Origin of the sequence: Sphingobacterium spiritivorum ATCC 33861 (assembly GCF_000143765.1) — a bacterium.
In the GTDB taxonomy this organism is placed as follows: Bacteria; Bacteroidota; Bacteroidia; order Sphingobacteriales; family Sphingobacteriaceae; genus Sphingobacterium; species Sphingobacterium spiritivorum.
The window spans coordinates 75884-89063 of record NZ_GL379776.1 but is presented as its reverse complement, the minus strand read 5'-3'; the positions used below and the strand labels follow the sequence as shown (position 1 = coordinate 89063).

The 13180-nt window shown below is 38.1% G+C and carries 13 protein-coding genes; 8 read left to right on the top strand and 5 right to left on the bottom strand.

The window, feature by feature from the left end:
- Positions 1 to 69: 69 nt before the first annotated feature.
- From HMPREF0766_RS19435 to HMPREF0766_RS19420, 4 genes are all read right to left on the bottom strand, one after another.
- Positions 70 to 849: a hypothetical protein gene (locus HMPREF0766_RS19435; RefSeq protein ID WP_037460985.1), complete on the bottom strand. Its 780-nt coding sequence runs from the start codon at positions 847 to 849 to the stop codon at positions 70 to 72.
- Positions 850 to 857: 8 nt separating this feature from the next.
- The gene (locus tag HMPREF0766_RS21990; protein ID WP_003001243.1) at positions 858 to 4109 is read right to left on the bottom strand and encodes a WD40 repeat domain-containing protein; all 3252 of its coding nucleotides are present in this window, start codon (positions 4107 to 4109) and stop codon (positions 858 to 860) included.
- Positions 4110 to 4537: 428 nt separating this feature from the next.
- Positions 4538 to 4987, bottom strand: a complete 450-nt coding sequence (locus HMPREF0766_RS19425; RefSeq protein ID WP_037460980.1) for a KTSC domain-containing protein — start codon at positions 4985 to 4987, stop codon at positions 4538 to 4540.
- Positions 4988 to 5121: 134 nt separating this feature from the next.
- Positions 5122 to 5346 (bottom strand): VF530 family protein, encoded by a 225-nt coding sequence (locus tag HMPREF0766_RS19420; protein WP_003001237.1) that lies wholly within the window; start codon positions 5344 to 5346, stop codon positions 5122 to 5124.
- A gap of 511 nt (positions 5347 to 5857) precedes the next feature.
- Between HMPREF0766_RS19420 and HMPREF0766_RS19415 the strand changes: the two genes are divergently transcribed.
- From HMPREF0766_RS19415 to HMPREF0766_RS19385, 7 genes are all read left to right on the top strand, one after another.
- The gene (locus HMPREF0766_RS19415) at positions 5858 to 6688 is read left to right on the top strand and encodes a hypothetical protein (RefSeq protein ID WP_248676789.1); all 831 of its coding nucleotides are present in this window, start codon (positions 5858 to 5860) and stop codon (positions 6686 to 6688) included.
- 1 nt (position 6689) lies between these two features.
- Positions 6690 to 7391, top strand: coding sequence for a hypothetical protein (locus tag HMPREF0766_RS19410; RefSeq protein WP_003001231.1), 702 nt, complete (start codon positions 6690 to 6692; stop codon positions 7389 to 7391).
- A gap of 14 nt (positions 7392 to 7405) precedes the next feature.
- Positions 7406 to 8044: an FG-GAP repeat protein gene (locus tag HMPREF0766_RS19405; RefSeq protein WP_003001228.1), complete on the top strand. Its 639-nt coding sequence runs from the start codon at positions 7406 to 7408 to the stop codon at positions 8042 to 8044.
- Positions 8022 to 8384, top strand: coding sequence for a hypothetical protein (locus tag HMPREF0766_RS19400; protein ID WP_003001226.1), 363 nt, complete (start codon positions 8022 to 8024; stop codon positions 8382 to 8384). The genes HMPREF0766_RS19405 and HMPREF0766_RS19400 overlap by 23 nt, the downstream gene beginning before the upstream one ends.
- A gap of 188 nt (positions 8385 to 8572) precedes the next feature.
- Entirely contained in the window at positions 8573 to 9847 is a 1275-nt protein-coding gene (locus tag HMPREF0766_RS19395) for an MFS transporter (protein ID WP_003001223.1), read from the top strand.
- A 157-nt stretch (positions 9848 to 10004) separates the two neighbouring features.
- Positions 10005 to 10454, top strand: coding sequence for a hypothetical protein (locus HMPREF0766_RS19390; protein ID WP_003001220.1), 450 nt, complete (start codon positions 10005 to 10007; stop codon positions 10452 to 10454).
- 96 nt (positions 10455 to 10550) lie between these two features.
- Positions 10551 to 10778: a hypothetical protein gene (locus tag HMPREF0766_RS19385; protein ID WP_003001217.1), complete on the top strand. Its 228-nt coding sequence runs from the start codon at positions 10551 to 10553 to the stop codon at positions 10776 to 10778.
- A gap of 15 nt (positions 10779 to 10793) precedes the next feature.
- On the opposite strand, the gene HMPREF0766_RS19380 is transcribed toward HMPREF0766_RS19385, so the two are convergent.
- Complete coding sequence (locus HMPREF0766_RS19380; RefSeq protein ID WP_003001212.1) at positions 10794 to 11372, bottom strand: hypothetical protein; 579 nt, start codon at positions 11370 to 11372, stop codon at positions 10794 to 10796.
- Positions 11373 to 11594: 222 nt separating this feature from the next.
- On the opposite strand from HMPREF0766_RS19380, the gene HMPREF0766_RS19375 reads away from it, so the two are divergent.
- Positions 11595 to 12467: a DUF808 domain-containing protein gene (locus tag HMPREF0766_RS19375; RefSeq protein WP_003001210.1), complete on the top strand. Its 873-nt coding sequence runs from the start codon at positions 11595 to 11597 to the stop codon at positions 12465 to 12467.
- Positions 12468 to 13180 lie beyond the last annotated feature (713 nt).

Sequence of the window (13180 nt, the reverse complement as noted above, 5' to 3'; positions counted from 1 at the left end):
TAATAACATTAGATATTATTTGCTTATGCAGATAGACTGATATTTCATTACGGTAAAAAGTATCCGATATCAATCTATTGGTTTGGCAAAAAAATAATTTTCCAGATAATTCTGTGCATTGAATTCGTAAGCACCCGCGGGCTGATTCTGTAACAACAGGTAAATAGTGGCTGTCGTTGCGGTTACTTCTATAGCCACGCTGCCAGTAACAAATCCTCGTTGTTGACCCGTTGCAGTCCTATCAGTTATATTGGTAGCTACTATACCACCATAACTGCTTTGTGCACCTGCAGGTCCCAAAAAGGTAAAGCCATTTTGCTGTAAAGCATTATTTGCAGAGGATAGATAGCAGCGTTGGAATATGGTTCTGTTACCTTCTACAAATGTAAGCCCTGCATTTACTATCCATTTTCCTCTGGTTAGTGTTATGTATACATTTGAGTATTTTGGAGTTGCCCCTCCATCTGGTGTTACCTTTGCATTGCTTGAAAAAATACCATTAACTACCACTTTTGATACGGCCGGATAATTCCACCTGGCAAGGCCGCTGGCATTGCTGGTCAGCACACTGCCAGCCTGCTCTCCTCCGTCTCTGATCTGGATTTTTCCCCGGATGTCTAATTTGTGTGTAGGACTGATCGTTCCTATCCCTACACTACCTGCCGATGTAACTACAAAATCGTCAGCTTCCTGTACAGTGGGATTATTGTCTTTTTTTGCATCCACATGCAGGACTGCCTGTGGATTTTTGGTGTTTACACCAGCCTGCTGAGCTTGTAATGTGGCCAATCCGGAAACCCATAACAACAGCGGTAATGATGTCGTCAAACTATTGATTTTCTTTTTCATGACTGGCATTACTTTGTATGAGAAGCCTGTGTTCCGTAAAGTTTTTCGATACGTTCCAGACGATCGTTCATATTTTTTACGGTTTCCTTTAATGTTTCAATCTCCCGGTCCTTGTTGTCTAATTGCTTCTTTTGTTCGATAGTATGCAGATATAATTCTTCTACCTTTTCCAGAATCTGAACACTGAGTTCGGATATATTAAAAATATATTCGCCTTTCTCATTTTTGCTCAGCCCTTTGATCCCTGTAACTCCCGGAAGGTGTTTGTTTTCATTTATAAACGTTTCTACTTCATCTAAAGATTTAAATGAATAGTCACTATTCAGCTTAGAAGTTCCTTCAAGATAATCTTCAAAAACGTAATCAGCATATAGTGAAGACGCTGTAGTAATAGTTCCGTTGACATAGAGTTTGGCATTTGCGTCAGCTCCGGTCAGTGCAGTAGCACCTGCGCCTATTGCTACATTTCCCATCTGGTAAATATTTTGCAGATTGGTAGTTGCACCGTTGGAAGTTCCTTGTTCTCTCCAGGGTTCCAATGTGTTTTGGTTTACCCATTGTGGCACTCCTGTAGCACTGGTAGTTAACACCTGATTGGCACCTGCGTTAGCTATTTTTTCTTCTGAAATCGTACTGTTTGCAATATCAGCATTGACAATAGTTCCATCTGTTATTTTTGTGGATGTAATGGATCCGTCAGCTATACTTAAAACGGCATCGGCCAAAACAGAACCGGCTAACGCGTTAACTGCATTCACTTTAATAATACCGTCGGTAGTAATTGTTTTACCTAAACTGGTTGCTACATTGACAGGATTTACAGCTAGTTCGCCATTTATAATATTTACCGTCGGGTTAGTCGTGGCTTCTTTTACTACCCCTAATGAAGTGCCATTTGCTGTTGCGACGTCTATACTAAAAGGCTTTAAGACAGCTCCTGTTGGGGTACCACCAAGTATAACTTTAGTGCTCCCTGCAGTTACATCTTTACCTAAGCTGGTAGCTACATTGGCAGGATTTACAGATAGTTCGCCATTGACAATATTTACAGTCGGGTCGGTGGCAGCTTCTTTTACTACCCCTAAGGTTGTTCCATTGGCAGTTGCTACATCATACTTATAAGGTGTGGCAATAGTTCCGTTTCCAGTTAAAGTAGCATTAGTCCCATTAGCGAACTTTAATGCATTCTGTACTGCAGGTGCTAAGTCTAATGCTGTAGCAGTGACACCGTTTACTGTCGTAGTCAGATTTGAACCGGATAAGCTGTTTGCAACTGTATTGACAACTTGCGCTGTAGCTGTTACTCCGTCTACTGTTGATGTAAGTGTATTTGTTCCGTTGTTCACTAAGGTGTTTGTCGTAGCAGGAACCAATGTGTTTTGGTTTACCCATTGTGGTAATCCTGTAGCACTGGTAGTTAACACCTGATTAGCACCTGCATTGGCTAATTTGGAAGGTGTAATTACACCGTCATTTATATTTGCTGTTACAGTTGTAAGGGTTGCCCCTGTTCCGCCTGTTATATTCAGATCTGTTGAGGTAAAGTTTTCTCCAGTTACCGAACTTGCCGGTAATTTTCCGTAGGTAACCGCTCCGGTTGCATCAGCAATAGCGACACGGCCAGCCGTACCTGTTCCTGCGGTTAGTTTTGCAGCAGTCACATTTGCGTCAGCAATTTTTATTGTGGTTACAGCATTGGTCTTAATGTCAGCAACTACATCAGTAAGGGTTGCCCCGGTTCCATTTGTAATGTTTAAATCTGTAGAAGTAAAATCTTTACCAATACCTCCAGTACCTGAAGAGTTCACGGACAATGTTCCGTCGGCCGCTACCGACAATCCGGAGCCTGGTTTTACCGCTCCGGTAGATGTTGTTGTAGCAGGAGTTACATTTATGGTATAAGCGGTGTTGTTACCAACCGTTGAGGAAGTCACAGAGGTTGCTGTTCCTGCGACAACTGTTGTTGTTGTTTGATTGTTTTTGACCAGATTGCTGATATCAAGCGTATTAATAGTTCCTGCTTCGTCTTTGTAGGTTAGTTTGTTTGTCGCCGGATCGTAAGTAAGTACAGTGAGTGTTTCATTCCCTGTAACGAGTGTACTGATGTTGATCGTAGTCGGCAGATTTTTCTCATCTGTGTAGGTCAGAATCTTGGTTGTGTTATCGTATGCCAGTGTAGTCAGTGTCTCATTGTTTTTGACCAGATTGCTGATATCAAGCGTATTAATAGTTCCTGCTTCGTCTTTGTAGGTTAGTTTGTTTGTCGCCGGATCGTAAGTAAGTACAGTGAGTGTTTCATTGCCGGTCACGAGTGTACTGATATTGATCGTAGTCGGCAGATTTTTCTCATCTGTGTAGGTCAGAATCTTGGTTGTGTTATCGTATGCCAGTGTAGTCAGTGTCTCATTGTTTTTGACCAGATTGCTGATATCAAGCGTATTAATAGTTCCTGCTTCGTCTTTGTAGGTTAGTTTGTTTGTCGCCGGATCGTAAGTAAGTACAGTGAGTGTTTCATTGCCGGTCACGAGTGTACTGATATTGATCGTAGTCGGCAGATTTTTCTCATCTGTGTAGGTCAGAATCTTGGTTGTGTTATCGTATGCCAGTGTAGTCAGTGTCTCATTGTTTTTGACCAGATTGCTGATATCAAGCGAATTAATAGTTCCTGCTTCGTCTTTGTAGGTTAGTTTGTTTGTCGCCGGATCGTAAGTAAGTACAGTGAGTGTTTCATTGCCGGTCACAAGTGTACTGATATTGATTGTAGTCGGCAGATTTTTCTCATCTGTGTAGGTCAGAATCTTGGTTGTGTTATCGTATGCCAGTGTAGTCAGTGTTTCGTTCGCTTTGACAACATCTTTCAGATTAATAGTTACAGGATTACCATTGACATCTATAAATGACATCTCGAATGTTGACGGATTGTAGGTAATATTAATAGCTCCGTAAGAATTACCTACGGCAATCCACTTGTTTCCGTCATTATAGTATATACCGGGAGAAACGTCGCCGACTTTTGCCGTATTATATACCATCATACCCAGCACATGTTGATTACTCTGTAATGGAGCAGGATTAGTAGTGGATTGTAGCTCTACTCTTGAAAATAGTAACCCTTTGTATTTACTTGATAGCTCAAGTATGGCATCTTTATTCGGTAGATTTGATGCTCCGGAGATTGAACCGTCTCCGATTTTCTGCTGGGCATATCCTGTTGCTACTGCAAGACATGATAGCAGCACTAATAATGAATGTTTTTTCATATCAATGTTAATAATTGAAAATATTACTTAGATGTAAACCTTAAAATAATCAGGTATTTTATTCCCCTTTTAAATCTATTTTTTGCGAATATATAGATAGATAATATGGATTCGAAAGTAATAAAATTTTTGTAGTACAATAGCTACATTTTAAATTATATGAACGAATATTCTGTTTTTTTATAAGACATATAACTACACGTTATTATCTGTTTTGTAGCGATTTCGCGACAATAAAAATCTGTAATCATGTGGAATTTAATTATTGTTCAGAAATTCAAAGAAATATGGTGTTTTTTAATCAAAATTCAATAAATGACTTTGTCAATTATTGAATGAATTATATTTTAGGAGGGTATAAAAAAAGCACCTTTTAGAAAACTAAAAGGTGCTTTTTTTGATTTTGGTATGTCGGGTAACAGTTAAAATCAGACGGGCTCAGAAGTCTTTAACACATTTCTGTAAGGATAAGAATGAAAAATGTGTCTTCTTGCAAAGCGACCTGGTGAATCAGCGTTAATAAACTTGATGTAATCATTTTTTGCTACACCAAAATATTCATATTGACTTCCATCGTGAAAGGTAATAACCAAAACCTGCGATTTCCAGTCAAAATCAGCAATACCGGAGTTGGCTATAGTTGCAGTATATATAGGAAGCTGGTTTTCCAGCGTTTCCGGACAAATACTTACTAAAAAATGATAGGCTTCTATCATCTCTTTACTTTTGATCTCAGCAGCGATCCTTCCTTCTTCATCATTAACAAATTTATCAGGATGACACTCTTTCATAATCGCCCGATAAGTCGATTTTAATATTTTAAGATCCGCTGATTTATCTACGTTCAAAAGCCTTCTGTAGTCTGCAATTTTTTTCATGGCTGCAAAGGTAGGCATTCTTTAATGATAATCTGCTATTGCAAAGCGAATTGCTGTATTAACGTTAGAAAATTAATAGAATAAATTTTGTAACGAGAGATTGATAATATTCTTTACGACTGTGGGAGGAAATATTATTTATGACTGATAATCCGTACATATAATTCTTCAACCTTCTGACGCGCCCAGGGTGTTCTTCTGAGAAATGTAAGGGATGATTTCAGACTGGGATTCTCATTAAAACAACGGATCTGAATACGTTTACCTAAACCTTCCCAACCGCCGAAATGATCGACAAGGTATTCAATAATAGTATCTAAACGGACTCCGTGTAAAGGATTATTAGGTTGCTCATTCATCGTGTAAAAGTAAGGAATATCGGTGAACTTATAGTTTTATATTGCTGATAGTATATTTAAGTCTTCAAATAGGAATAGAGTTTATTGAAGTATAGCACGTATATTTACTCAACTTTCAGCTAATCAAATGGAAAACCTGATGACCACGGCCAATATCAAGGCACTGATCCTGTCATTGCTTATTTTAATTTTTACCTATTGGTATTACAGCACTCAGCAACCGAGTTTTTTAAGCTTCGGCACAGCAGTATTTGCAACATTTATCAGCCTTATTCTCATATTGCTCGTTGCATGTATAATCAGAGGTCTTGATCATCTTATAGTATCACAGCTCATCTATCCACATATTCTATTTCGCTTTTTACAACCATTTCTTATATTACTATTGCTGTTTTGGCTAGGTTATGGAATATTTTGTATAGCTAGTTTTGGCTATTCCAATGAATTTAGCTCTTCTGTAAAACAATTTTTTCGTTTACACCTACCTTATATAACAATAGTTTGTATCCTGTTGGCGATCGGGTTGTCTTTACCGTTTCAGTCACAGAAGATCAGTGTGGGTGCCTTATTTTATAACAATATCAAGTTTGCACTATGTGTTGCCGGAATAGTTGTTGTCAGTGTTTTTCTGATTTACTGGATTAAGCTAATAAAGCAACCTGATCTCGGGACTAAATTTGTCTTATATCAGACCTTAGATAATCAGTTTGACCTGGATGGGGTAGAAGTAAAAATGTTATTGGATGCAGGGAAACAGCATCATGCCAGTGAGCCTTATTTTCTGCCGGATCGGAATGAGTTGATTATTAATATACTGTCCGAAAGTTCAAATAAGACTCCTCCTTTGCAAAAAAGCTATAAAGTGGACAAAGAAGGAAAGATTATAGCCGATCTGGATACCGATGCCCAATTTGCTGGAGCACAGGGTCCTTTTACATTTGAAGATGGATATATAAAAGCCAATCAGGCTGATCAACTGGTCACCTGGGTGTATGACGGAAATAAGGAAATCCGAGATATCAGCAGTTTTTCTGCTCCTCATAACCGGACTATCACTAGATTGACCCCTGATCAGAATCAGCCTAAAGCAGAATATTTCTACAAAACATCCAAAATCCGGTGTGCGGATACAGAAGTGAAATGGAACGGGACACGCTATTATACGATAGCCTATCAGGGTGACACCGTCAGATTCAAAATAAATAATGTATATATGCAGAATAGTACGCAAAAGGAATGTACAGAACAGAAGGTTGAATACTTTGAATGTAAGGGCATGAATTTTGATCTGATCCGATTAAATGAGCAGGTATATTATACCCTAAAACAAAAGAGAAAGTAATATGAGAATCTTGATTTTACTGTTATTGGTATCCCTGACTGCTCAGGCGCAGAAGAAGGAGATAGCTGTAGGATATGCAGATACTTATGATAAGCTGCCTTCCATCAAATTTCAAAAATCTTCGAAGGAAGAGTATGACTTATGCCGTCAAGCCCTGAGACCGGATTCTTTACCACTCAAAGAGGCGAACGGGTATATGTTGATCCCTACAAAACAAGGAACAGTCCGGTTGCAGAAATACAACGATTCGGCTAAAGGAGATTTCAGAGGTTATGAATACTCCGGTTATTTTCCCGGATTAAAGATGTATGTGGTCAATAGTATACATGTAGCAGAGCATATAGGATTCAGTGACCGTATATTAATTGACAGCACCAGCGGATATCAATATGCTATTGTCTCTGTCGGGGATGATGCTGTCGAAATCCCTGTACCTTCTCCTGATGGTAATTATATACTGTATTATTATAATTATGTCTACGAAAAAAACAGTTGTTTTATAGGGATATTGAATGTCGATAAAATAACTCATCCAGCAAAACGGTTGTCTGAGAAAATGAGCTTTCAGACGAAGGACTGGGCTGTAGAGGAGATACGGTGGAAAGATAACCGGACTTTCATGGTGAAAGCCAGTGTTGCTGAAAATACTAATAATCAGCAGAATATAAACCATCTGTACTATATCGCTCATTTAAATCCTTAGGTCGAAAAAAAGTTATGAAAAAGCTGTCAACTCTTTTCGTGCTGTTCATCTTGTCTATATGTACTTTCACAAGCACTGCTAAAACAGCTGTACGCTGCGTTAAGTATTGTGAAACTGCCCTGCTGAATGAGGATACCACATTAGATTATTATCCCTTTAAGGATAGTACTTATGTACTTTCTGTAAAACCTTCTCAAAATCCGGATGCGCCGGATACAGTAATCTATATGCGAAAGACTTCCGGTAATACCAGCACTGTACTTTGGAAAGAACTTCTTCTTCTTCCCCAAGCGATAGATTTTCGTTCCGAAGATTTTAACGGAGACGGGCAGGAGGATGTATTGATTTATGCCGGGACAGGAGCCAGGGGAGCGAATGAATTTTACCATTTGTACGTAGCAGATCCTGAGAGGCATACATTAATCAGGATTCAGGGATTTGAAGAAATTCCAAATACGGTATACCTGCCTGATTATAATATTATTGTGGGATATGCTTATAGCGGAGAGAACTATTATATAGTCTACAGAATTGATAAAAATAATGTTGTTCAACAGATGGGAGATTCATTTAAAGATGATTTTGATAGTGATCAGGAAGACTTTGATAAACGAATTAAGACTATTCTGAATGCTGAAAAAGAAAAACACTAAAATCAATCCGTACCTAATTATTAGCGTGGTGCTGCTGCTTATTATCTGGCTGATGATGGGAGTGAGTCAAGATGATGAGTTCAATGAATACAATGTATTCGTAAAATATCGTCCCACAACACAACTTTATTTTAAATCCCCTTTGGGAATGGACGATATGCCTCCGGATTTTCCTGAAAAGCTCAGGGCAAAACAGGCCATATATGATGATTTTATCCTTACAAGACATTGGAGCGATCATGAGGTGGTCAGTATTACTGGCAGAATTCTCGTTCTTATTACTCCTGTATTCCTGTTTATTGGTATTTATAAGCAAATAAAAAATAACTACCAAATTTAGTTGCTGGTAGTAGTTTTCCCCTTTCTTTGATCGTTTCTTCTGATCAGTATATTTCCTGAGTATTTTTTTTCTCACATTGGTGATTTTTGAAATATTATTTTCGGGAATAATTTGTGTTTTTTCTTTCCTGTAGAATTGTATTCGTGAATAGAATTTGTAAATTCACTTAACCTTAATCACAACTAATTATGAGTACTATTAAATCAACCAAACTTTTTACAGCCAGTTGTCTGGCTTTGCTGGTCACTTCCCTTTCTTTTGGGATACGTGCCGGAATGATGAATCAATTGGGTATAGATTTTCAATTGAATGCTACACAGCTAGGAACCATCACAGCTACTGCCTTTTGGGGGTTTCCACTTGCTATTGTAGTTGGCGGTTTTATAGTGGATATCATCGGAATGAAACGTTTGCTTGTCATGGCATTTTTGTTTCACCTGGCTGGCATTGTATTAACCATTTTTGCTCAGGGGTACTGGACTTTGTTTTTTTCGACTTTACTGATCGGAATCGCCAATGGAACGGTTGAAGCGGCCTGTAATCCATTAGTAGCAGCACTGTATCCGGAAGATAAAACGACACGTCTTAATTACTTCCATTTGTGGTTCCCGGGTGGAATTGTCATAGGAACACTTTTGGTAACACTGTTCGTTAATCTGGGGATAGGCTGGCAATTTCAGGTAGCAACAATGTTGATTCCAACTTTGATTTATGGTTACCTTTTCTTAAAACTTGAATTCCCTGTTACAGAACGTGTATCATCCGGCTATTCTAATAGTGATATGTACAAAGCTGTTTTCAGTCCATTATTTCTGTTTATGTTTGTCTGTATGTTCATGACAGCCATTACAGAGCTGTTTACCGGTCAGTGGATCAGTCTTTTACTGAAGAATGTAACGGATAATGCTATTCTGTTGCTGACAATTACAACCGGTATTATGGTGGTGGGGCGTGCTTTTGCAAAACCTATAGTCAAGAAACTGGCTCCACAGGGTGTATTACTTTTTTCTGCTGTTTTTGCAGCTTTGGGATTGTATCTGTTAAGCACACTGTCCGGAAATTCTATTTTCTTTGCGGCCCTTATATTCGGTATAGGCGTATGTTATTTCTGGCCTACTATGATTGGTTTTGTTGCTGAAAATATTCCTAAATCCGGAGCGCTGGGCATTAATCTGCTTGGCGGAGCCGGGATGTTTGCAGTGTCCATATATACTATTTTTATGGGTAATTTTTATGATAATTTAATCGTCAAACATTTACCTGAAGGTGCAGATATTCAAAAATACAGCACCGCTGCTGAAGGCTCAGCAGAAGCTATAGCATTCGGATCAGCAAAGAATCTGGCCGGACCGGAAGTATTACAGGTTACGCTGATCCTTCCTGTTGTATTGATCTTTGCTTTTCTGGGATTAGTCTTATACATGAGATATTTGAAAAAACAATCTCTTACATCGGGGATATAATATCATTAAGACTGTTTATAGAAAAAAGACAAAGAGTTTTCTGCAGCCTGTTATCATAGGAAATTTATATTTTGTAATCGTACATATACTGTTGATCAGTCAAAATCTGTACATTTAAACTAATTGATGCCAGTATGTACTGACAAAAATCAGCGGTATGATTATTTACAAAAGTATACATGTGAGACTTAAATTGTTTCTGTGCTCTTTTATTTGTTTGTCGGCATTTGTTTCATGTAATGAATCCAGATTGTCGAAGGAAAAGATTACAGCTCTTTCTCTTATAGGAGCAGATATTTCGATATCACAAAGTCTCACCGATAAAAATGATAATGAAATAATTATAAAACTATTTGACAAAGAGGGGAATATCATTAACAATGATAGTGTACTGATAAAGGTCAATGGAGCGGATATGGAGCTTCAGAAAAGACAGGGATTATATTACACAACAGAGACCCGATATTATAAAACCAATAGTTCTGTTGATAAAGGTTATCACCTGACAATAAATCTTAATGATAAATGGTATGCATTAGGAAGTGTAGCATGTATAGCTGAAGTTAATGAGGAGGATATTATTACGGATAAGGAAGCTGACAGATAGAAGGATTACCATATTAAATGGAATAATCTGAAGCAGATAAATGAATTGTCCGTTTCAAAGAGCGTTCTTCTAAAGAAATCTACTCCTCTGGAACAGATGTATGAATACAGAGAAGAAGAAATCCATAAGATATCGGCAGATGGTAAGTTTACTGTGCCGGTATCTTATTTTTCGGATTCAACATCTACAATCAGCTTCTTAATACTAAAATTTAATGCTTCAAAACAAGGAAATGTAAATCCGGCTTTGGTCAAAGGAAGTCAGATCAATGTGAAAGGATCAATTAAAATGACAAAAGACTTTGATCATGAGGGTAATCCTTAGAACAGTTTTTGGTCATCAGGGTTTTATATTAAAGTTCTGCCAAAGCATATAGCCAGTTGAAGTCTTTCCGGATGTATTTGTATAATTTACAAATACCCATTTATTATCGATAATATTCTCCAGATCAGTTTGCACCTTGTCGCCCTTTAGGAGATAAGTCCGGAGGTGTGAATTGCTTTTGGTGGTTTTATAAAAATACGCTTTAGCTGTTTTGATCAGGTATTCTCCTGGGATTTGAGTTGTTATTTTAATATAGTTACCCGCAAAATCTTCCGGTAGATTTTCAGTATTGCAATCTGAAAATATTGCATTTAATGCATTGTTACTAAAGCTAAGTCTGACGCAACAGGTACTTTCTTCCTGAGTCCTGAGTGTGCATATACTGTCTCTAATCATACCTTGTCCGCTGAATGCACCGTGTGTGCCGGAAGAGGTATTCCACCATGCAAATATCTGACCTTTCAACTGGGATTGACTCTTTTGTACTGCAATAGTACAGGAAGCACCCGTTTTGTCTGTACGTCGGTAGGTGCCTGTCTGAGCAATCGCAGAAAGCATAACAAGACAGAAAAGTAAACTTATAAAAGGCTTCATCTGAAATATAACATTTGTAATAGGATTTTGTTGAGGAAAGGGTTTACTGCATGCTTTATCCGGCTAATAAATTGTTTTAACATTTATATCTGAATGTATCTATAAGGGGTATCAATGCAGGAAATGGCTGGTTGGTATTTTTATATTCAGAAAGAAAAAACAGATTACCGGATGTATGAATTTAATTTATATTTTTATACCCGTACAAATAAAATATAACACATGGCATCAGGTTTTTTTGCGATTTTGGATGATATAGCTGCTTTAATGGACGATGTAGCAGTTACCAGTAAAATAGCCACACAAAAAACAGCAGGAATACTTGGCGATGATCTGGCCGTCAATGCAGAAAAAGCTACAGGATTTCTTTCCTCACGCGAACTACCCGTATTATGGGCGATTACAAAAGGATCATTAATTAATAAACTTATCATAGTTCCTATTGCTTTGCTTTTAAACGTGTTTTTTCCGATAGCCATTAAGTTTATACTTGTTTTAGGAGGTTTTTATCTGGCCTATGAGGGAGTAGAAAAAATTATTGAATACTTCTTTCACCGATCGAAAAAAGGACATGAAGTTATAGCGGAAAGAAAGGAAAATGATAGTGAGGTCGAAAAAACTAAAATAAAATCTGCTGTTACGACTGATTTTATTCTTTCTGTAGAGATTGTCATCATAGCATTAGGTACAGTGTTGGATAAAAGCCTTACTTTACAGATTATAACCGTTTCTGTTGTAGCTCTTGTCGCTACTATCGGTGTGTACGGGATTGTGGCTTTAATTGTCAGAATGGATGATGCGGGTTATAAACTGATAAAACATTCAAATGATAAAGGCTTGTTATCTAAACTAGGGCACTTACTGGTAAGTTCACTTCCGATTATTATCAAATGTCTGGCGGTAGTGGGAACTGTCGCGTTGATCCTGGTTTCAGGTGGTATCTTTGTTCACAATATCGATTATTTACATCATATCGCTCCGAATATTCCTTCAATAATAAAAGAAGTGACAATCGGACTGATAGCCGGACTTCTGGTAGTTGCCCTTGTGACAGGCAGCAAAAAACTGATCGGACTCTTCAAAACAGCTGCTTAAGTCTTTAGCGAAGATAATTTTCTCTCCATTTGAAGGAGAGGAGTAAAAAAGTAAATACTAAAAGGCACAAACAACATGCTTGAGCCAGAAAAGTGACAACGATTAAGCCAGCTTAATTCTCTCCTTTCTAAGGAGAGATGCCCGCAGGGCAGAGAGGTTACTAAGAAGTTGATAAGGTTGATATAGTTAATAAAGTTACAACTTGTGTGCTTCTATAGTTAAGAAACTATCTGTATCTCATACTGTTGGAGGGGACGCCAACAGACGCATCAACTGCGTTTGCCGGTGTCCACACCGGCAACATTATAGAGACACAAGCGGATGCTTGCGTCAGACAAGTAATATTTGGTAAATCGAGATTAATTCTCTCCTCTTTAAGGAGCGATGCCCGCAGGGCAGGGCGGTTACTAAGAAGTTGATAAGGTTGATATAGTTAATAAAGTTACAACCTGTGTGCTTCTATAGTTAAGAAACTATCTGTATCGCATACTATTGGTGTGGACATCAACAGACGCATCAACTGCGTTTTTCGGTGTCCACACTGGCAGAATTATACAGGCACAAGCGGACGCTTGCGCCAGACAAGTAATATTTGTTAAACCGAGATTAATTCTCTCCTTTCTAAGGAGAGATGCCCGCAGGGCAGAGAGGTTACTAAGAAGTTGATAAGGTTGATATTGTTAATAAAGTTACAACCTGTGTGCTTCTATAGT

Coding starts and splice junctions, on each gene's coding strand:
- HMPREF0766_RS19425 (WP_037460980.1), bottom strand. CDS start 4,987: ATGAAAAAAATTGCAGACTACAGAAGGCTTTTGAACGTAGATAAATCA.
- HMPREF0766_RS19420 (WP_003001237.1), bottom strand. CDS start 5,346: ATGAATGAGCAACCTAATAATCCTTTACACGGAGTCCGTTTAGATACT.
- HMPREF0766_RS19395 (WP_003001223.1), top strand. CDS start 8,573: ATGAGTACTATTAAATCAACCAAACTTTTTACAGCCAGTTGTCTGGCT.
- HMPREF0766_RS19375 (WP_003001210.1), top strand. CDS start 11,595: ATGGCATCAGGTTTTTTTGCGATTTTGGATGATATAGCTGCTTTAATG.
- HMPREF0766_RS19405 (WP_003001228.1), top strand. CDS start 7,406: ATGAAAAAGCTGTCAACTCTTTTCGTGCTGTTCATCTTGTCTATATGT.
- HMPREF0766_RS19380 (WP_003001212.1), bottom strand. CDS start 11,372: ATGAAGCCTTTTATAAGTTTACTTTTCTGTCTTGTTATGCTTTCTGCG.
- HMPREF0766_RS19390 (WP_003001220.1), top strand. CDS start 10,005: ATGATTATTTACAAAAGTATACATGTGAGACTTAAATTGTTTCTGTGC.
- HMPREF0766_RS19385 (WP_003001217.1), top strand. CDS start 10,551: ATGTATGAATACAGAGAAGAAGAAATCCATAAGATATCGGCAGATGGT.
- HMPREF0766_RS19410 (WP_003001231.1), top strand. CDS start 6,690: ATGAGAATCTTGATTTTACTGTTATTGGTATCCCTGACTGCTCAGGCG.
- HMPREF0766_RS19435 (WP_037460985.1), bottom strand. CDS start 849: ATGAAAAAGAAAATCAATAGTTTGACGACATCATTACCGCTGTTGTTA.
- HMPREF0766_RS21990 (WP_003001243.1), bottom strand. CDS start 4,109: ATGAAAAAACATTCATTATTAGTGCTGCTATCATGTCTTGCAGTAGCA.
- HMPREF0766_RS19400 (WP_003001226.1), top strand. CDS start 8,022: ATGCTGAAAAAGAAAAACACTAAAATCAATCCGTACCTAATTATTAGC.